This is a genomic window from Variovorax sp. ISS6, assembly GCF_056523145.1.
On the sequence record NZ_JAWRZC010000002.1, the window covers coordinates 100964 to 119670 of the forward strand.

15 protein-coding genes are annotated in these 18707 nt (G+C 70.4%); 1 reads left to right on the forward strand and 14 read right to left on the reverse strand.

Features of this window, described 5'->3' with window-relative positions; translation table 11 throughout:
- Positions 1-20 precede the first annotated feature (20 nt).
- The 3 genes from AC1HIL_RS32490 to AC1HIL_RS32500 all read right to left on the reverse strand — a co-directional run bounded on the left by AC1HIL_RS32490 (position 21) and on the right by AC1HIL_RS32500 (position 3497).
- Entirely contained in the window at positions 21-551 is a 531-nt protein-coding gene (locus AC1HIL_RS32490; RefSeq protein ID WP_057598519.1) for a transcriptional repressor, read from the reverse strand.
- Positions 552-624: 73 nt separating this feature from the next.
- On the reverse strand, positions 625-2778 hold the full coding sequence (locus tag AC1HIL_RS32495; RefSeq protein ID WP_479669184.1) for a TonB-dependent receptor: 2154 nt from the start codon (positions 2776-2778) through the stop codon (positions 625-627).
- Between the two features lie 377 nt (positions 2779-3155).
- On the reverse strand, positions 3156-3497 hold the full coding sequence (locus AC1HIL_RS32500; protein ID WP_057589884.1) for a hypothetical protein: 342 nt from the start codon (positions 3495-3497) through the stop codon (positions 3156-3158).
- A 147-nt stretch (positions 3498-3644) separates the two neighbouring features.
- Here AC1HIL_RS32500 and AC1HIL_RS32505 point away from each other — a divergent pair, with 147 nt between their 5' ends.
- A complete protein-coding gene (locus AC1HIL_RS32505) occupies positions 3645-4400 on the forward strand; it encodes an FTR1 family protein (protein ID WP_296724706.1) in 756 nt (251 codons plus the stop codon).
- Position 4401: 1 nt separating this feature from the next.
- On the opposite strand, the gene AC1HIL_RS32510 is transcribed toward AC1HIL_RS32505, so the two are convergent.
- The 11 genes from AC1HIL_RS32510 to AC1HIL_RS32560 all read right to left on the reverse strand — a co-directional run bounded on the left by AC1HIL_RS32510 (position 4402) and on the right by AC1HIL_RS32560 (position 18696).
- Positions 4402-4884 (reverse strand): transcriptional repressor, encoded by a 483-nt coding sequence (locus tag AC1HIL_RS32510; protein WP_057598520.1) that lies wholly within the window; start codon positions 4882-4884, stop codon positions 4402-4404.
- A gap of 144 nt (positions 4885-5028) precedes the next feature.
- Positions 5029-5820: an ABC transporter permease gene (locus AC1HIL_RS32515; protein ID WP_296724700.1), complete on the reverse strand. Its 792-nt coding sequence runs from the start codon at positions 5818-5820 to the stop codon at positions 5029-5031.
- Positions 5817-6473, reverse strand: coding sequence for an ABC transporter ATP-binding protein (locus AC1HIL_RS32520; RefSeq protein ID WP_479669183.1), 657 nt, complete (start codon positions 6471-6473; stop codon positions 5817-5819). The genes AC1HIL_RS32515 and AC1HIL_RS32520 overlap by 4 nt, the downstream gene beginning before the upstream one ends.
- A 79-nt stretch (positions 6474-6552) precedes the next feature.
- Positions 6553-9150: a PepSY domain-containing protein gene (locus AC1HIL_RS32525; RefSeq protein WP_479669653.1), complete on the reverse strand. Its 2598-nt coding sequence runs from the start codon at positions 9148-9150 to the stop codon at positions 6553-6555.
- A gap of 6 nt (positions 9151-9156) precedes the next feature.
- On the reverse strand, positions 9157-9876 hold the full coding sequence (locus AC1HIL_RS32530) for a hypothetical protein (RefSeq protein ID WP_479669182.1): 720 nt from the start codon (positions 9874-9876) through the stop codon (positions 9157-9159).
- A 2-nt stretch (positions 9877-9878) separates the two neighbouring features.
- Positions 9879-12359: a TonB-dependent siderophore receptor gene (locus AC1HIL_RS32535; protein ID WP_479669181.1), complete on the reverse strand. Its 2481-nt coding sequence runs from the start codon at positions 12357-12359 to the stop codon at positions 9879-9881.
- Positions 12360-12483: 124 nt separating this feature from the next.
- Entirely contained in the window at positions 12484-13509 is a 1026-nt protein-coding gene (locus AC1HIL_RS32540; RefSeq protein ID WP_479669180.1) for a FecR domain-containing protein, read from the reverse strand.
- Positions 13506-14012 (reverse strand): sigma-70 family RNA polymerase sigma factor, encoded by a 507-nt coding sequence (locus AC1HIL_RS32545; RefSeq protein WP_261213268.1) that lies wholly within the window; start codon positions 14010-14012, stop codon positions 13506-13508. Before AC1HIL_RS32545 ends, AC1HIL_RS32540 begins: the two co-directional genes overlap by 4 nt.
- Before the next feature lie 135 nt (positions 14013-14147).
- On the reverse strand, positions 14148-14927 hold the full coding sequence (locus tag AC1HIL_RS32550; protein WP_479669179.1) for a tetratricopeptide repeat protein: 780 nt from the start codon (positions 14925-14927) through the stop codon (positions 14148-14150).
- Between the two features lie 29 nt (positions 14928-14956).
- Positions 14957-17308, reverse strand: a complete 2352-nt coding sequence (locus tag AC1HIL_RS32555; protein WP_479669178.1) for a TonB-dependent receptor — start codon at positions 17306-17308, stop codon at positions 14957-14959.
- Positions 17309-17733: 425 nt separating this feature from the next.
- Positions 17734-18696, reverse strand: coding sequence for a GlxA family transcriptional regulator (locus tag AC1HIL_RS32560; protein ID WP_479669651.1), 963 nt, complete (start codon positions 18694-18696; stop codon positions 17734-17736).
- Between the last annotated feature and the right edge of the window lie 11 nt (positions 18697-18707).

The window sequence follows — 18707 nt, forward strand, 5'->3', positions numbered from 1 at the left end:
GCGCGCGGGAGGCACGAAGCTCAGTCGTCCCGCGCTTCGCGGCAGGCTTCGCACAGCACCTGCACCTCGACCGCCTCCACCGGCAGCGGCAGGCCATGGGCCTTGCCCGCATCGGCGATGAGCCGCGAGAGCAGGCCCGTGCCGCGGAGGTCGACCGAGCGCCCGCAGCCGGTGCACACCAGCCGGCCCGCGGCCTCGGAAGGCGCGGCGGCTTCGTGCTCGGGCAGGCGGTAGGTCGAGACGGCGCGGCCGTTGCGCTCCACCAGCAGGTGCTCGATCGCGCCCTCGGCGGCCAGGCGCTTGAGCGCCGAATAGATCGCCGACATGTTCATCGGCGTGCCCCGCTGCGTGAGCCTGCGGTGCAGATCGCGCGGATGGAAGCTGTCGCCCTCGGGCTCGGCCATGACCGCGAGGATGCGGTCGTGCTGCAGCTGGTTGCGGTCGGTGACGCCGGAATGCGCTCCGAACGCCGGATGGCGCAGGCCCGCCTTGCGGTTGACGAGGCGGATCATCGCGTCGGGCTGCCAAGGCGGGCTCGTGGGTGGATTCATCGTCGGGCTCCTGAAAGCTTCGGTTCGCGGGCGGACACGGCCGGCGGGCGATGAAGGCCGCCGGCCGCGCGCATCAGAACTTCGCGTTCAGCGACACGCGGAACGAGCGCGGCGCGCCCGGCGTGATGTTGGTGTTGCTGTTCGCGTTGAGGAAGTACTTGCGGTTGAACAGGTTCTCGACGTTCAGCTGCATCTGCACGTTGCGGTTGAGCGTGAAGAACACGGCCGCGTCGACGCGCGTGTAGCCCGGCAGCACCACGTTCGGGAACGGCTGCGCGGCGGTCACGATCTGCTCGCTCGACGCGAACATCTTGGCCTGGTGGATCACGCCGACACCCGCTCCCCACATGGGCGTGAAGTCGTAGCGGTTCCACAACGCGAAGGTGTGCTTGGGCACCTGGCCGACGCGGGCGCCGGCGCGGATCGTGGCCGAGGTGTCGGCCTTGAACTTGGCGTCGGTGTAGGAGTAGCCGCCCGAGACGCTCCAGGCCGGCGTGATGTTGCCGCTGAGGCCGAGCTCGAAGCCCTGGGTGCGCTGGCCGTCGCTGAGGATGGTGCGCGCGCCGGTCGGGTCGGTCGGATCGAGCACCACCACGTTGGAGCGGTCGAGGCGGTAGAGCGCGGCGGTGGCCGCGAGCGCGGGCAGCACGTCCCACTTGGCGCCGATCTCGTAGTTCTTGAACTTCTCGGGCTTGAGCGCCGACGAGCTCAGCGTGAGCGAGGACAGCTGGTCGCCCGCGCGCGGCTGGTAGGCGATGCTGTAGTTCGCATACAGCGACAGCGGCTCGACCGGCTTGTAGATCACGCCCAGGCGCGGCGACACGAGGTCGTCGTCGGTCTTGAAGCGGTCGCCGTTGCGGTTGTTCCGGAAGTCGACGCGGAAGCGGTCGTAGCGCAGGCCCGCGATCAGCTGGAACTGCGGGCTCAGCTCGATCTGGTCCTGCACGTAGAGCGCCGCGACCTTGGCGGTGCCGCTGTTGTTGGCATCGGTCGCGGACTGGCGGTAGAACACCGGCGCGTAGGTCGTCGGCAGCCACAGCGGCACGTTCACGCTGGTGGCCGTGTTGTTGAAGTAGCCGGTGTTGCGGAAGTTGTCGGTGTCCTGCTTGCCGATCTCCGCGCCCACGAGGAACTTGTGCTTCACCGCGCCAGTGTTCAGCGTGAAGCTGACGTCCGTCTGATTGAAGAAGCTCTTGCGCGTGGTCGCGTTGTCGTAGGCGCTGATCGCCACCGTGGTGCCGAGCGCGTTGACCGCGCCGGGGAACACGTTGCGGTAGAACTTGTCCTGCTCGGACCAGCGCGTGCGGTTGCGCAGCACCACGCCGTTGTCGAACTCGTGCTCGACCAGCGCGTTGAAGGCATCGAGCGAGGACCAGGTCGGGCTGCCGGCCGCGTTGCCGAAGAAGGTCGAGGGATCGGTCGCCACCGGCACGCCGCGGAACGAGGTGATGCCGCGGTCGGCGATGCGCTTGTCCTTGAAGTGCTCGTAGCCCAGCGTCACCAGCGTCTTCGCGCTCGGGCGCCAGCTCAGGGTCGGGTTGATGCCCGAGCGCTCGAGCCAGACGCCGTCGCGGTAGCTCTTGGAGTTCTCGTACAGGCCATTGAGGCGCAACGACAGCTGGTCGTTGATCGGCTGGTTGATGTCCGCCGTGAGGCGGCGGTTGCTGTGCGAGCCCAGCGTGACCGAGGCGCCGTAGGACGGCGTCCACTCGGGCTGCTTGCTCACGCGGTTGATCAGCCCGCCGGTGGCGCCACGGCCGAAGATCATCGCGTTCGGGCCCTTGAACACCTCCACGCGTTCGATGTTGTAGAGGTCGCGGTAGTACTGGACGTCGTCGCGGATGCCGTCGATGAAGAAGTCGCCGGTGGTGCTGATGCCGCGGAAGATCGGCGTCTCGCGGTTGCCCTCGCCCTGCGCGAAGCCCACGCCCGGCACGTAGCGCGCGGCCTCGGCAATGCTCTGCACCGCGCGGTCGCGCAGCTCGTCGCCGGTCACCACGCTGATCGACTGCGGCGTGTCGCGCAGCGGCGTGTCGGTCTTGGTGGCGGTGGTGCTGCGCCGGGCGGCGTAGCCCTGCTCGGCGCCCGTGGCGGTGATGGGCGGCAGCGAGTTGGTGCCGGTCGCGGTCTGCGACCAGGCGGTCGATGCGCCGAGGGCCAGGGTGGCGCCGGCGGTGAGCAGGTGAATCGCCCGGACGACGGCGCTGGGCGCGGTAGCGGGTGCCATGCCCGGAAGGCGCGGGCTGCGTGACTTGTTCATTTGGAACCGATGAAGGAAAGAGAAGGCGCATTCGCGCCGGCTGCGAAAGAGCGCATCGCCGCTGCCATCTCCCCCTTCTGATCGCGGCCGCGAAAGAGACGGAAATACGAACGATTCGCAATTTCGAGCAAATGTAGAAGCAGGTAGTAGTACTGTCAAGTGCTACTGATTCGACGTGAATCGAGCCTTGCGATCCTGATTCAAAGGAGAAAAATGAAGTCGTCGGCTCTGAAAGCCAAAGACAAGTAGTCCTTGCAAGAACTACTTTCGTGTTGGGGAAATGCCACGCAAGCGCGCACGGCCGACCCTCCGGCGAGTCCCGGATCCAGACGAATCGGAGGGGGTCAGGAGGGCTTGCTCGGGGTCTTCTCGACCCGGGCGGAACGCACGCCGCTGATCTGGCCGCGCACGACCTTCCAGAAGTTCTTGGTGCCGTCGAGCAGGCGCCAGGCGTTCGAGCGATGCGCGAGCACGCCGACCTCGGGCAGCACGTCGCGCAGGTTCTTCAGGCCGAGGATCTTCAGGTACTTGCGCACGGTGGTCGGGCTGTGGATCAGCAACACCACGCGCCAGCCGTAATGCCGCCCGAGCAGCAGCATGCCGATCGCGCTTTCGAGGTCGTCGAGGTCGCCGTTGAACTCATCGACGGCCCGGTCGACGATGCTGAGGATTTCTTGATCGTTCACGGCCACGGCGATACCCCTGAGTGCTGCTGAGCGCTGTTTCTGTTGTCGAAGGCGCGACGGCAGTGTCGCACGGGGCCGCTCGAGGACGGCCGTGCGATACTTTAACAATGAGAATCGTTGTCATCTCGATGCCGCGCCGATCCACCGATGTTTGACGCCTTCGCCATCACCCTGCGCGAGCTGGCCGAGCTGATCCTGATCGTGGGCTCGCTGTATGCCTGCCTGCGCGAATCCCGGCGTCTCTCGCTGCTCAAGTACGTCGGCTGGGGCCTGGGCCTGGGGCTCGCGCCGGCCGCGGCGCTGTCGATGCTGCTGATGGATGCCTCCATCGACCGCAACGTCAGCGCCGGGCTCAGCACCCTGATGGCGATCGGCATCCTGGTCATGGCCACGAGCATGGCGGCCTCGGTGCGGCAGATCCGCGGCCGCGTCCACCTGTTCCATGAAGCCTGGCTGGACAGCCCGGCCGCGCCCTTCCTGGTCGTGGCCTTCGTCGCGCTGTCGGCCTTTCGCGAATCGCTCGAGATCGCGGTCTTCGTGCGCGCGATCGGCGCGCGCGCCGGCATGGTGGATGCCGCGCTGGGCGTGCTGCTGGGCGTCGCGGCCACCGGGCTGCTGCTGCCCGCATGGCAGTGGCTGCACCTGCGCGCGCGGCTGCTGCTGGCGTTTCGCGTCTCGGCGCTGCTGCTGGCCCTGCTCGCGATCCAGCTGCTGCTCTACAGCGTGGCCGACCTGCTGCGCATTCCCGAACTGCGCGACGACGGCGTGGCCTGGGCGCTGACCGTGGCGCCTTTCTTCGAGGAGGGCGCCCGCCATGCCTGGCTGTGCGCCGTGCTGATGCTGCCGCCGCTCTACTGGGTGCTGCGCGGCTGGTGGTCGGAGACGGCCGCGCGCGTCGAGTAGCTCAGTCGGGCGCGCCCGCGCTGCAGCGGTTGCACGCGATCCACACCACGATGTCCTCCTTCGAGGCGACGGGCAGCCCCTGGTCGGCTCCCACCTTCGCGACCTGCTCGCGCAGCTCGACATCCTCGGCGACCACGCTGGCGCCGCAGCTCCGGCACTGGAAGCGGATGCGCGAGGGCGCGCTCTGCGCACCGTAGACGTAGCTGAACACCGGCCGTCCGCGCACCTGCCGCACCCGCCGCTCGATCACCTTCTTCTTCTCGAGCAGGTGCAACGTCCGGTACACGCGCGACACCGCGGCGGCATTCGATTCCTCGACCCCGCGCGGATAGAGCTCCTGGGCCGTGCAGGCCTGGCCGGCGTTCGACATCAGCCGGCCGAGGATCTGCAGCCGCTCGGCGTTGACGCGGATGTCCGCTTCCTCGAGGCGCTGGCGGACGACGTCGTCGCCGAGCGTTTCTTCCCGGTGTTTTTCAGCAGGCATGGGCATGGTCGATGGGTCGGTACGGTGGCTGCCGCGGTGCGGCGCGCTCTCCAAAAGCATGATGCAGCGCAGTTGCAAAACTGCCGAACGGATTGAAAACAGCAGGTAAAGATGGGCGCATCGTCCGTCCAGGGGGTTGCCGGTTCAGCGCAGGCGGTCGGCACGCAGCCGCTGCCGGTCGTCGGTCAGCGAGCGCGCCGCCAGGTAGACTGCGCCGGCGGCGGCCATGCCACCGGCACCTGTGAGCAGGAACAGCAGCAGGATCTGGTACTTCGCGGCCTCGACCGGGTCCATGCCCGCGAGCAGCTGGCCGGTCATGATGCCGGGCAAGGTGATCACGCCGGCCGCCGACATCTGGTTGACGATCGGGATCATCCCCTTGCGGATGGACGCGCGGATCAGCGCCGCCATCGCCTGGTGAATGGTCGCGCCCAGCGCCAGCCGGGCCTCGATGCGCGCACGCCCCTCGGTCACGCCCTCGAAGAAGCTGTCGAGGCCCAGGCTGGCCGAATTGAGCACGCTGCCGAGCACGATGCCCATCAGCGGGATCGCATAGCGCGGGTCGTACCAGGGCTGTGGCCGGATCGCGGTCATCAGCGCCAGCACCACCGTCGCCACGCTCGACACGCCCACGGCCGCCGCGCCGATGCCGAAGTTGCCGCCGCCGCGCAACCGGTGCGCGGGCCGCACCGCCACCTCGCGCGCCGCGGCCAGGATCATCAGCAGCACGATGGCCAGGGTGGCGCCCGGCGAGGCCGCCGCGAACACGAAGCGCAGCACCAGCCCTACCAGCAGCAACTGCACCACCATGCGCACGGCCGCCCACAGCACCTGCCGATGCAGTTGCAGCCCCAGCAGCAGCGAGGCGAGCGCGTTCAGCAGCACCAGCACCGTGGCCAGCACGAGGTCGGTGGCGTCGAGGTGGATGGGGCTCATGCGACGTTCCCCGCCGGCTGCAGCCGGCCCGCGTTCAGTTCGAGATGGCGTGCCGCGACGCGCGCGGCCTGCTCGTGCGAATGCGTGACCCACAGCAGCGTGAGCCCCGCGGCCTGTTCGCGCGCCAGCAGCGCTTCGACCGCGAGCGTGGTGGCGGGGTCGAGCGAGGCGGTGGGTTCGTCGAGCAGCAGCACCACGGGGCGGTGCGCGAGCGAGCGCAGCAGGGCCAGCCGCTGGCGCTCGCCGGTCGACAGCCGCGCGATGTCGGCCTGCAGCACGTCGCGCGGCAGGCCCAGCTCCGCAATCCATCCCGCGAGCACGCCGCTGTCGAGGCCGGCCGGGAAGTGCTCGGCCACGCCCATGCCCCACCACGCCGGCTCCGCCGCCTGGTAGATCACGCGCCGGCGCCATTCGGGACCCGACAGCGCCGCGCGATCGATGCCGTCGAGCACCACGCGGCCCTCGCCCGGGTCGAGGTCGGCCACCAGCCGCAGGAACACGCTCTTGCCCGAGCCTGAGGGGCCGAGGATGGCGATGCATTCGCCGCGCGCGGCCTGCAGCGCGATGGGGCCGACGTGCAATGCACGCAGGCCCTCGATGGACAGGTGGGCCGGGGCCGGGGCAGGGGCGGAAGGACGGGAAAGCTCGGGCATGCGCGAAAGAATGGCCAAAGCCCCGAGCTTGCCGATCAAGCTGAACGGCGGCTGAAGCGCCGCCTCCGCGCACGCCTTCTCAGTACACGTCGCGCCGGTAACGCCCTTCGGCGATCAGGTCGTCGAGCGTGGCACGCCCCAATGCGGCCTCGAGCGCCTCGTCCACGCCCGCCGCCATGCCATGCAGGCTGCCGCAGACGAAGATCGCGGCACCCTCGCCCACCCAGCGGCGCAGGTCGCCCGCATGCTCGCGCAGGCGGTCCTGCACGTAGATGCGCGGCGCATGGTCGCGCGAGAACGCGAGGTCGACGCGTTCGACCTGGCCCGCGGCCTGCCAGTGGCGCAGTTCGTCCATGAAGAAGGCGTCGCGCGCCAGCTGGCGTTCGCCGAACACCAGCCAGTTGCGCCGATGGCCGCGCTCGATGCGCTCGCGCAGGTGGCCGCGCAGGCCGGCATAACCCGAGCCGTTACCCACGAAGATGCAGGGGCGGTCGTCGGCCACGGGCGCGAAACCGGGGTTGGCGAGCAGGCGCAGCGGCACCTGCGCCGTCAACGGCGCATGCGCCGTGAGCCAGCCCGAGGCGATGCCCAGGCCCTGCTCATGGCGCGCCTGCCGCACCAGCAGCCGCACGTGGCCCTCCGAAGGCAGGCTCGCGATCGAATAGCGGCGCGTGGCCAGCGGCACCAACGCATCGGCCAGCGCCTGCGCGTCGAGGCCTTGCACCAGGGCCTGCGGCGCGGGCACGGCGCTGCGGGCCAGGGCCTCGGCGAGCGTGCAGTGCCGGCCCTGGAACACGACGGGTGCATCCGCGGTCCACGGCGTCGTGCGCAACAGGGCTGCCACCGTGTCGGCCGCCAGCCGCGGCTGCAGTTCGGCCAGCGCGCCGGGCCGCCACGCCGTAGCCGCTTCGGGCGGCGCGGCGAGTTCGATCTCGTAGAGCGGCGCACCGAGGCTGCCGGGATTCAGCAGCCGGCGCGCGTTCAAGGTCCAGGGTTCGAACGCGGGCTCGAGCGGTTCATCGGCCAGCGCCCCGGCCGGCCCCGCATCGGCGCCGCGCAGCGCCACCAGTTGGCGGCGCCAGCGCGCGAGCGCGGCCGTGTCGCCGTTGTCGACCTCGATCATCGGAAACAGCGACTGCGCGCCCGCCGCCACCAGCGCATGGTCGAGCGCATGGCCGAAGCCGCAGAAGCACGCGTAGTGCCGGTCGCCGAGCGCCAGCAGGCCGTAGCGCAGGTGCGCGAGCGCATCGCCGCCGACCCGCACCAGCCGCTGGGCGAAGCGCCGCGCCGCATCGGGCGGGCCGCCCTCGCCGAAGCTGCTGGCCACCAGCAGCAGGCGCTGGTGATGGCGCAGCTGCTCGGGGTCGAGCCGCGCGAGCGAAGCGACGGTCACGCGCAGGCCGCCGGCCTCGAGCGCAGCGGCGCTGCGCAGCGCGATGCCCTCGGCCGTGCCCGACTGGCTCGCGAAGGCCACGAGCACGCTCTCGGGCGCTGTCGCGCTGTCCGCCGGCGGCCGCCCTGCCCCGGCCGCGAACGCCGAGCGTTCCGCGGCCACCGCGCGCTTCTTGCGTCGGCGATCGAGGTAGAGCATCCAGCCCGTGACCGTGAACACCGGCAGCATCAGCGCCGCGAGCATCATCGCGATGCGCCCCGGCAGCCCGAAATAGGTGCCCATGTGCAGCGGATAGATGGCGGCCAGGAAGCGGCCGCCCGCGGGCTTGTCCGCATGGCGCTCGTCCTGCGCGACCTCGCCGCCCGGCAGGCGCACCGTCATGCGGTTGCGCGCGCGTTCGTGCGCGGGATGCGCATCGAGCCAGGTGAACAGCACCGTGGGCGCGGCCCCCGTGGGCACGCGCAGGATGACCTCGCTCCAGCCGCTCGCGGCGGCCCGGCGCTGGAACGTGGCCCAGGCGGGCGCCACGTCGACCGCACCGGCGTCGTCGCGCGGCATGTTGCGCACGCGCGGCGCATTGCGTGCCTGCGCGGGCGCGCGCGGCTGGCCCGCGAAGGCATCGACGCGGTCGCGCACGACGTCGAAGGCCCAGTAGACGCCGGTGGTGGTGAACACCAGGTACAGCAGCAGGGCGCAGGTGCCGGCCACCGAATGCAGCCCCCAGAGAAAGGGCCGGCCCTCGAGCGCGGGATCGAAGGTGAACCAGGCGCGCCAGTCGAGCGGCCGCCGCGGCCAGCGCAGGTACAGGCCCGACAGCGCCAGCACGAACAGCCCGATCGCCAGCACGCCGGCCGCGACGCGGCCCGGCTCGCGCGGCAGCAGCAGCCAGCGGTGCAGCGCCTCGACCCATTCGAAGAACTCCGCGCCCACCAGCGGCGGCAGCGGCCGGCCCGCGTAGGGATCGAGGTAGACGGTGTCGCCGCGGCGCTCGCCGGGGCGCGGCGCGAAAATCACGCGCGCTGCGGCGCCGGGTTCGGCGAACAGCGCGAGCGTGCCGACCTGGCGGCCCGGGAAGGCCTCGCGCACGGCCGCGAGCAGCTGCGGCGGCGCGAGCGCCTCCTGCGGCTGCACCGCCACATGGCGGCCGCCCGGGTTGAGCGCATCGATCAGCTCCTCGCGGAACGACAGCACCGCGCCGCTGAGCCCGATCACGAGCAGCACGCTGCCCGCTGTGATGCCCAGCAGCCAGTGCAGCTGGAACCAGGCCTGGCGCCATGTCGGCATCGTCATTCAGCGCGCTCCCGCGGCCCAGTCCACGGCCGCGTCGAAGAGCGCGCGACCGGCCGGTGCCAAGTTGGTGAAGCCGTCGTTGCCGAGGAAGAACATCACGCGGCGCGCCGGCGCGAGCGACTCGTAGTCCATGGTGGCGCCCTTCTCGTAGCCGAAGATGGCCGCCTTCTCGGGCTGGCCGTAGAGGGTGGCGATGGTGGTGGCACCGAGTCCGGGCCGGCCCCAGCTCATGCCGGCCTGTCGCTGGTAGACGTTGGCCACGCCGGCTGGCAGGCCCGCGCCCATCGGATGCGGTGCGTTGACCAGCCACAGGTAGCGTTCCTTCGCGGCTTCGCCGAAATCGACGTCGTGCCGCTTGCCCGTCATCGCGAGATCGTCGAGCAGGTCGTTCTCCCAGGTCAGCAGCGGTACCGGCAGCTGGCGCCAGCCGGGATGCACGTCCTTCGCGGCCACGGTCGAGGAGATCACGACCAGCTCGGCGCCCGCCGCCGCGCCGGGCTCCACCGCCTGGTCGAGCATGGCGACCGCGAAGCCGTGCGTGCCCAGGTGCTGCGCGACCTGCTCGTCGACCGCCGCGTTGGGGCTGCCGCGCTGCACCAGCAGCACGAGCTTGCGGCCGGACGCGGCCTGAGCGCCGGCCGCGCCGGCCAGTCCCGCTGCAAGCGGCAGCGCGAGCCGCAGCAGCGCGCCACGGCGATCGATGGAAGCGACGTCCTTCATGCCTAGAACTCGAAGGTGGTGAGCAGCGACACCTGGCGCGCGTCGCCCATGGAGATGAAATAGGTGTTCGCGGCCGAGGGGTAGTAGGTCTTGTCGAACAGGTTCTTCACGTTGAGCTGGAACTTGACCTTGCGGCCGTGGATGCGCGTGTCGTAGGTGGCGAAGGCATCGGCGGTGGTGTAGCCCGGCAGCATGAAGCTGTTGGCCGAGTCGCCGGGCCGCTTGCCCACGTAGTGCACGCCGCCGCCCACGCGCAGCCGGCCCTCGGCGCCGAAGACCTGGCCGAAGTCGTACACGGCCGACAGCGACGCGGTCTGGCGCGCCACGTTCCACAGCCGGTTGCCGGCGTACAGCGGGTCTTCGGTGGTCTTGGCGTCGATGTAGGCGTAGCTCGCGATCGCGCTCCAGTTCCTGCCGAGCTCGCCGGCTACGTCGACCTCGAGGCCGCGCGAGCGCGCCGCGCCCGAGGTGCGCCAGTCGGTCAGCTTGGTCACGTCGTTGAACTGCGAGACCAGCACGTTCTTCTTGCGGATGTCGAACAGCGCCACGGTGCCGGTGAGGCCGCCGGCCAGGTCGAGCTTGGCGCCGAGCTCCCACGACCTGCCCTGCTCGGGCGCCACCGAGGCGTCGAGCACGTAGCCCGAGGACAGCGGCGCGATGGTCGAGCTCGGCTTGAGCGACTCGGTGTAGCTGCCGTAGAGCGACAGGTTGTCGCTCCACTTGTAGACCAGTCCCAGGCGCGGCAGCACCTTGGAGCCATCGGTGTCGGTGTTGGCCTTGAACGGACGGCCGCGGCCCGCGGTCTGCGACCAGGCCTGGTAGCGCAGCGCGGCCACCGCGATCCAGCGCTCATTGAGATGGATCGAGTCCTGGAAGAAGAAGGACTGGTTGTGCAGCTTGTCGGTCTGGTCGCTGTCGCTGGCCGACACCGTGGCCGACGGGAACTCGAGGCCATAGACCGGGTTGAGGTAGCTGAAGCTGCGCGCGACGGCCTGGCGCAGCAGGTCGGCGCGGTAGATCTTGCGGTACTCGGCGTCCCAGCCGAACTGCAGGTCGTGGCGCATGCCGCCGAGCTCGACGCGGCCGTCGACGTAGGCGGTGGCATAGCTGTCGGTGCTCAGGGCGCCGTGCGTGGCGTCGTTGCTGCGCGTGAGCGTGCCGCGCGTGGTGTTCACACCGGTGATGCGCAGCTGGTTGGCGTCGTAGGTCTCGCGGTTGTAGCTGAGGTTCAGGTGGCCGGCCCAGCCGCCGCCGAACTGGTGGTCGACCGAGAGCTGGGCCAGGTGGCTCTCGCCGCGCATCTCGTTCCAGGGCTCGTCCAGGCGCCGCGTCTTGGGCAGGTCCAGCGGGCTCCTGGTGCGCGGGTCGAGCGCGGTGCCGCGGTCGAAGGGCGTCACGAACTTGCGGTACTCGTACCAGAGCACGGCCTGCGTGTCCTCGCCATACCAGGCCAGCGAGGGCGCGACCAGCGTCTCGCGGTGGGTGCCGAAGTTGCGCCAGTAGTCCTCGTCCACGCGGTCGACGATCAGCCGGTAGGCCAGGCCGTTCTCGCCGATGGGACCGGTGGTGTCGAGCGTCTGGCCGGTGCCGTTGCGCCCGCCCGCGTAGCCCGAGGCGCCCAGCGACAGCGCGGTGCGCTGGCGCAGCTGCGGCTTCTTGCTGACCACGTTGATCACGCCGCCGGGGTCCATCAGGCCGTAGAGCAGCGAGGACGGGCCCTTGAGCACCTCCACGCTCTCGGCCGCCGCGTTGAGGCCGCGGCCCTGCACCAGCGGCATGCCGTTGTGCATGATCGAGCCGTCGCGGTTGCCGCCGAAGCCGCGCTTCATGATGGTGTCCTGCGTGCTGGCCAGGGTGTTGCCCTGGTTGATGCCGCTGACGTTGGCGAGCGCATCGTCGATGTTGCGCGGGCGCTGGTCGCGGATCGCCTGCGCGGGCACCACGTTGACCACCTGCGGGATCTCGAGCACCGGCGCGGTGGTGCGCAGGGTCGAGGCATCGGGCGTGGGCTGGTAGCGGTCGTCGGCATCGCCGGGCACGGGTGCCGCGCGCGCCACCACGCGCACGGCGGGCAGCGCGCCGGCGCCCTCGATCACGCCGGGCTCGGCCTGCGCGCTCGCCGAGCGGCGCAGGATGAATTCGCCCGCACCGCCCTCGACCGCCTCGAGGCCCGTGCCCGCGAGCAGCGTGGCGAAGCCGGCCTGCACCGTGAAGCTGCCGTCGAGGCCGCGCGAGTTCAGGTCCCGGGTGTGGGCGGGATCGAAGGACAGCGCCACGCCCGCCGCGGCCGCGAAGCGGCCCAGCACCGCGGCCAGCGGGCCGGGCTCGATGCGGTAGGCGCGCGCGGCGCCGGGCGCGCTGGCGCTGGCGGCGAGCCGCGCCGGCTCGGCGGCCAGCGCCGCGACGGGCATGGCGGCCGCCAGCGCCAGCAGGCACAGCAGCGCCTTGGAGACGGGGGTGGGTGAGGACGGGTGCGCGTGCATGGGATTCCTTCGGCAGAACTGCAATCCATGGCGCTCGCCATGGTTCTCAGGAGGAAGGCCGAACGAAATCGGAAAAGATGAAAGGCGGCGGAAGATTTTTTTGCGCGGACCCGGAATGCAGGAATCAGGCCGGCACCAGCGAGACCCAGTAGCGCGTGAGGCTGGCGACGCGCACCGGGAAGCTGCGCGCGATCACCGACAGCGCCCTGTCGGTGTCGTGGATCGGGAAGGCCCCCGACACCTTGATGTTCGCCACCGCCGGATCGCAGGCCAGCCGGCCGCGCCGGTAGCGCGCGAGTTCGGCCACCACCTCCCGCAGTGTCCAGTCGTTGACGACCAGGCTGCCCTGGGCCCAGGCGGCCGAGGCCGTGTCGGCCGCATGCGGCACGCCCACGCCGTCGCTGCCGATGTCGACCTGCTGGCCGGCCTGCAACCGCAGCGCGCGTTCGGGCACATTCGCGGCCCGGACCTCGACCGCGTCGTCGAGCACCGTGACGCGCGTGATGCCGCCCTCGCTGCGCACGATGAAGCGGGTGCCGAGCGCGAGGATGCGGCCCTGCGCGGTCTCGACCAGGAACGGGCGCGCGTCGTGGCTGCCGGGCACGCGATGGCGCGCGGTCTCCGCGAGCAGCTCGCCCTCGCGCAGCCGGACCAGCCGGCGCGTGCCGTCGAACACCACGTCGACCGCGCTGCGCGTGTTGAGCAGCAGCCGCGAACCGTCGGCGAGGTCGATGCCGCGCTGCTCGCCGGTGCCGGTGCGGTAGTCGGCCAGCAGCGCGGACCAGCCCCCGCCGCCATCGGCCACCTGCCACGACAGGTAGCCGAGCGCGCCGCCCGAGACGACCAGCGCGACGCCGCGCAGCAGGCGCCGGCGGTCGGTGCGCGCCGCGCCGGCCGCGCGCAGGGTCGAAGCCGCGATGTGGCCGGGCACGCGCTGCAGCGTGGCCTGCATCGCCTCGAGCTTTTCCCAGGCGCGGCGGTGCTCCGCATGCGCGCGGTGCCAGCGGCGCCAGGCCTCCTGGTCGGCCGGCGTGGCCTCGCCCGAGCACAGCTGCGCGTACCAGGCGATCGCCTCCTTGCGCACGCGGGCCTCGTGGCCGGCGGGCAGGCCGATGTCGCCGCCCGGTCGATCGAGTTCGAAGGAGCTCATGGGGCGAGCAGGTAGCAATGCTCGAGCGCCTTGAGCATGTAGTTGTTGACCGTGCGCACCGTCACCTGCAGCCGCTGCGCGATCTGCGCATAGGTCAGGCCCTCGAGCTGCGAGAGGATGAAGGCCTGCCGGATCGCGGGCTTCATGCCGTCTAGCATCGCGTCGATCGCGCTCAGCGCCTCCAGCACGATCGCGCGCTCTTCGAGCGAGGGCGATTGCGGCTCGGGCAGCGCGGCCAGGGTCTCGAGGTAGGCGCGCTCGAGCGCGCGGCGGCGATGGAAGTCGACCACCAGCCCGTGGGCGATGGTCGCGAGGTAGGCGCGCGGCTCCGCGGCGGCCACCGGCTCCTTCTTGCCGAGCACGCGCACGAAGGTGTCCTGCGCGAGGTCGGCCGCGTTGTGCGGGCAGCCCAGCTTGCGGCGCAGCCACCCCTGCAGCCACCCGTGGTGGTTGCTGTAGAGCGTTTGCACTTCGTGCGGAGGCACGAACTCGGCGGCCGGCATGGCATCTCCACGCAGCGCGCAGACTGCGTTCAGGATTTAATACGAATGGTTCTCAATTGTAGCAGTCGCCTGCGATGCCGCGTTCCCGTGAGCTTCCGGTTCGTGCCGCCCGGATACCGGATCGCCGGGCGGTCTTCAGGCGCGCGCCGACGCCTGGGCCTCCAGGCGGTCCGCGACCTCCCTGAGCGCCGCCAGCGGCGAGGCCCGCAGCCGCTGGACGACCTCGGCCAGGTAGTGCTTCGGCGCGGTCTCGGGGATGCGTTCGAACCAGCGCACCGCCGCGTCGACCTCGCCCTGCTCCACCAGCATGCTGGCGTGGCTGAAACGACCGCGGAAGTCGCCGGCCTCGGCCGACGCCCGGTAGAGCGCGCGGGCCCGGTCACGGTCCGGCGGCACGACGAGGCCGTCCTCGTGGTAGCGGCCGAGCATGTTCATCGAACGCGCATGGCCGAGCGCCGCCGCGCGCCGGTACCAGTCGAAGGCCGCGGCGTGGTCCAGCGCGATGCCGCGCCCGGTCGCCAGCAGGTTGGCGAGGTTGTACATGCCCCAGTCGAGGCCGAGCTCGGCGCTCGCGCGGTAGGCGCTCGCCGCGCGCTGCGGATCGGGCGCGGTGCCCCAGCCATGCTCGAAGCAGCGCCCGAGCATGTTGGCCGCCATCGGATGGCGCTGCTCGGCCGCGCGCTGGAACCAGGCGAAGGCCGAGGTCTCGTTGCGCGCCACGCCGCGGCCATCGAGCAGCCATTGCCCGAGCACCGCCTGCGCTTCGGCGTGCCCCGCATGGGCGGCCGCCGACAGCCAGGTCGCGGCGCGCTCGGGCGGGCCGGCGAGCAGCGCGTCCCATTGCGCGCGCGTCAGGGTGTTGAGCGCGCTCGCGTTGGGGAACACGAACGCGGGGGATGCGCCTTCGCTGTTCACTGTCGTCGTCGTGTCGAGCGCTTCGGCGATCAGAACGAGAAGTTGCCCGTCAGCGTCACCGAGCGGCCCGGCGCGATGTTCGCGTAGTGCGTCGAGTAGGCCGTGTTGTAGTAGATGCGGTCGGTCAGGTTCTGGACGTTGAGCTGCAGGTTGAAGCTCTTGTTCACGCGGTAGCCGGCCATCGCGTCGATGCGGGTGTAGCCCGGAATGCTGCGCTTGATCAGCGTGGCGCCGCCCGTGCCGGCCGCCCAGGCGAAGCCGCCGTAGACCTCGCTCTGGTAGAAGGCGCCCAGGCCGAAGGTCCAGTCGGAGGTGGGCTTGTAGGTCGCCCAGATGCTCGCGCTGTGCTTCGGCGTGTTCGGGAAGGGCTGGCCCGTGCCGGCGTTGGGCACGTAGACCGTGCGGCCGTTGGCGTCGGTGGTGCTGCTCTGGCCGAGGTTCTTGCCCTTGCTGTCGAGCAGCGTGTAGCCGCCGAAGACCGAGAGCTGGTGCGTGATGTTGCCCGAGAAGCCGAGCTCGAAGCCGCGCACCTGCTTGTCCCCGGCCAGCGACACGGTGCCGTCGGTCGGGTTGGTGATGCGCGCGTTGGTGGTCTCGATCTGGAAGATCGCGCCGGTCAGCGACAGCTTGCGCTCCAGCAGGTCCCACTTGGTGCCGATCTCGATGCTGCGGTTCTTCTCCGGCTTCAGGTCGATCGCGGTGTTGACCACGCCGCCCACGGTGCCGCTGAGGGCCTGGCTCTCGGAGCCCTGGCCCAGGCTGTTGCCGCCCGGCGTGGAGGAGGTTCCGATCGACGCGTAGATGCTGCCGTTGCTGGCGGGCTTGTAGACCACGCCGAGCTGGTAGTTGAGCAGCGTGTCGTTGCGCTCGAACCTCGTGCGGATGCCGCTCGTGAGCACCGGCAGCGCCATGCCACCGGTGGCGGTGGTGCTGGGATAGGGGTTGGTCTGCTGCGTCTTGTAGCTGTCGAGGCGCAGGCCCGCGTTGACGATCCACTGCGGCGACAGCTCGATGCTGTCGAAGCCGTAGAGCGATGCGGTATCGGTGCGGTAGCTGGTCGGGTTGCCGTTGGGCACGAAGGTGCCCAGCCACGGGTCGCTGGACGTGGGGTAGTAGAGGCTCGTGCAGACGAAGCTCGAGCCCACGCCGGCGCCGCCCGGGCACTTCTGCTGCGCCGTGTAGGCGCGGTTGACCTGGGTGTAGCTGTCGTTGTCGGCGCGCTCGCGCGACAACTCCAGGCCCGTGACGTAGCTTTGCTTGACGCTGCCGGTCTGCAGCTTGCCGCTGAGCTCGGTGGCATTCGCGAAGGTGTCGATGTCGCGCATGCTGCCGTTGAAGCGGCGCCACACCAGGCCGCGCGCCACGTTGCCCTGGCTGTCGTCGGGCTGGGTCCAGATGTAGTCCATGCTGCTCTTGGTGAAGCGCGTGATGTTGCGCAGCTTCATCTCGGGCGAGATGTCGTGTTCGACCTGCAGCGTGACCGAGTCGGACTTGTCCTTGCGGAAGTCGCGGCCCTCGACGCCGTACCAGTTCTTGCGGTCGAAGCCGTAGGTCGGCTGGAGCTCGACCACGCCGAAGCGCGGGAAGCTCGAGGGCAGGTAGTAGGGAATGCCGCCGTCGGGCACGTCGTCGGTGCGCATGTGGAACAGCGACAGCGTCACGCGCGTGGGCGTGCCCAGGCCCCAGCTGATCGAGGGCGCGATGCCGAAGCGCTTGTTGCTCGGGCCGTTGCGGCCCGCGACATCGGCGCCGAAGTCCATGAGGTTCAGGCGGAAGGCGCCGTTCTCGCCGAAGCTGCGGTTCCAGTCGATCGTCTCGCGGTGGTACTTGTCGCTGCCCAGGCCGACCGAGCCGAGAAAGAAGTTCTCCTGCTTCGGTGCCTTGGTGTAGAGGTTGATCGTGCCGCCGGCGCCGCCGCGTCCGCCCGAGGTCGAGTCCGGTCCCTTGACCACTTCCACAGACTCGAGGTTGAAGACTTCGCGCGTGCTCGGCGCGATGTCGCGCAGGCCGTCGACGAAGGTGCTGGCCTGGCTGTCGTAGCCGCGCAGGAACGGGCGGTCGCCGACCGGGTTGCCGCCCTCTCCGGCGCCGAAGGTGATGCCGGGCGTGGTGCGCAGCGCCTCGGTCAGCGTCGTCGCGTTGATCTGCGTCATCACTTCCTGCGGGATGACGGTGACGGACTTGGGCGTGTCGAGCAGCGGCGCCGTCTGCTTCGAGGACGAGGACTGCTCCACCTTGTAGTCGGGCGCCGCATCGACCTGGACCGCCTTCAGCGCGCCCTGCGCATGCGCCGCGCCGACCGATCCGAGCGCGACCAGGGTGGCGGCGTGCGCGTTGAGATAGCGCGAAGTCGAGTGCTTGCGGCTTCTGATGTAGGTCATGTTGTGAGTGATTTGTCGCGGTGAAAGCGCTGCCGGCGCGCGGCGCCGGCGGTCACGCCGGGTGTGCACTGGAAGTGACATCGGCGTAACAAAGTACCCGCAAATGATAATGACTCGCACTATCGGTTTACGGCAACTTTACCTTTGGTTTGCGAAACTTGTTGCCCTCTGACGACGCAATCAATTCGAATGAGAATTTATCTCATTACGAATAAAAGCCTTTCGCCGACCTCTCGAATTGCGGCGAAGCCTGAGCGTGGAATGCGCTCGCAACACGGCGCGCGTCGAATGAGCGAGCGCTATTTCGCCAATGCGCCGGGCCATGAAAGAAGCAGAGCAATTGCGCGTCCACTGAATCGACGCGCCAATTCGGATGCCTTGCGGATCGCGCCATTGGCGGACACGAAGAGATCGTGCCCCACGACCTATGCCAGCGCCGAGCGCAGTTCCCGCACCCCGCGCCCCAGCTTGCGCCGCAGCAGGCTGCGCACGGTCGCGGCATCGGCGTAGCCGACCTCGCTCGCGATCTCCTCAAGGCCCTGGCCGATCGAGACCAGGTGCTGCGCATGCTCGACGCGCAGGTCCTGGAAGAAGGCCAGCGGCGACTTGCCGAGCACGGCCTCCATGCGCCGCTGCAGGGTGCGCGGGCTGACCGCGAGCGCGTCCGCCGCGTCGTGCAGCGAGAAGCCCCGCGCGAGGCGCTCGCGGGCCCAGCGCTCGAAGCGCTCGATCAGCGGATCGGCATGCGCGAGGTGGTCGGGAATGATGTATTGCGCCTGCGAGGGCCGCTTGTCGACCAGCATCAGGCGCGACACCAGCGCGGCGGTCTCGGGGCTCGCCTGGCGCATCAGCCACAGCGCGAGATCGAGATGCCCCATCGCCGCGCCGGCCGTGACCACGCGGCCCGAGGCCACCACCATGCGCGACTCGTCGAGCCGCACTTGCGGATAGCGCTCGCGGAACAGCGGCGCCAGCAGCCACATGGTGGTGGCCTCCTGGCCGTCGAGCAGGCCGGCCTCGGCCAGCAGGAAGCTCGCGATGCAGGCGCCGCCCACGCCGCTGCCCTGCGCATGCCAGCTGCGCAGCATGGCCATGGCATCGCGCACGTCGCGCCGGTCCAGCGCCTCGACCAGTCGCGCGGGCTGCTTGGTGTTGAGCGCGGGCACCAGCACCCAGTCGGGCTGGCGCAGCGCGTCGGCCGGGTCCACCACCATGGTCAGGCCATGCGCCGTGCGGATGCGCTGGCGCACGCCGACCACGCGCAGCTCGAAGGGCGGCCGCGCCGCGCCCTGCTCGGCCGCCACCTCGTTGGCCGCGGAGAACAGGTCGAGGAACACGCTCAGGCCGGTATCGAACACGCCGTCGAGCGCCAGGATCGCTAGCTTCATCATGGCGCAAA

Bases quoted from the DNA above. Each gene is read 5' to 3' on its own strand.
- AC1HIL_RS32490 (WP_057598519.1), bottom strand. From the start codon at position 551: ATGAATCCACCCACGAGCCCGCCTTGGCAGCCCGACGCGATGATCCGC.
- AC1HIL_RS32495 (WP_479669184.1), bottom strand. From the start codon at position 2,778: ATGGCACCCGCTACCGCGCCCAGCGCCGTCGTCCGGGCGATTCACCTG.
- AC1HIL_RS32505 (WP_296724706.1), top strand. From the start codon at position 3,645: ATGTTTGACGCCTTCGCCATCACCCTGCGCGAGCTGGCCGAGCTGATC.
- AC1HIL_RS32510 (WP_057598520.1), bottom strand. From the start codon at position 4,884: ATGCCTGCTGAAAAACACCGGGAAGAAACGCTCGGCGACGACGTCGTC.
- AC1HIL_RS32515 (WP_296724700.1), bottom strand. From the start codon at position 5,820: ATGAGCCCCATCCACCTCGACGCCACCGACCTCGTGCTGGCCACGGTG.
- AC1HIL_RS32520 (WP_479669183.1), bottom strand. From the start codon at position 6,473: ATGCCCGAGCTTTCCCGTCCTTCCGCCCCTGCCCCGGCCCCGGCCCAC.
- AC1HIL_RS32525 (WP_479669653.1), bottom strand. From the start codon at position 9,150: ATGCCGACATGGCGCCAGGCCTGGTTCCAGCTGCACTGGCTGCTGGGC.
- AC1HIL_RS32530 (WP_479669182.1), bottom strand. From the start codon at position 9,876: ATGAAGGACGTCGCTTCCATCGATCGCCGTGGCGCGCTGCTGCGGCTC.
- AC1HIL_RS32535 (WP_479669181.1), bottom strand. From the start codon at position 12,359: ATGCACGCGCACCCGTCCTCACCCACCCCCGTCTCCAAGGCGCTGCTG.
- AC1HIL_RS32540 (WP_479669180.1), bottom strand. From the start codon at position 13,509: ATGAGCTCCTTCGAACTCGATCGACCGGGCGGCGACATCGGCCTGCCC.
- AC1HIL_RS32545 (WP_261213268.1), bottom strand. From the start codon at position 14,012: ATGCCGGCCGCCGAGTTCGTGCCTCCGCACGAAGTGCAAACGCTCTAC.
- AC1HIL_RS32555 (WP_479669178.1), bottom strand. From the start codon at position 17,308: ATGACCTACATCAGAAGCCGCAAGCACTCGACTTCGCGCTATCTCAAC.
- AC1HIL_RS32560 (WP_479669651.1), bottom strand. From the start codon at position 18,696: ATGAAGCTAGCGATCCTGGCGCTCGACGGCGTGTTCGATACCGGCCTG.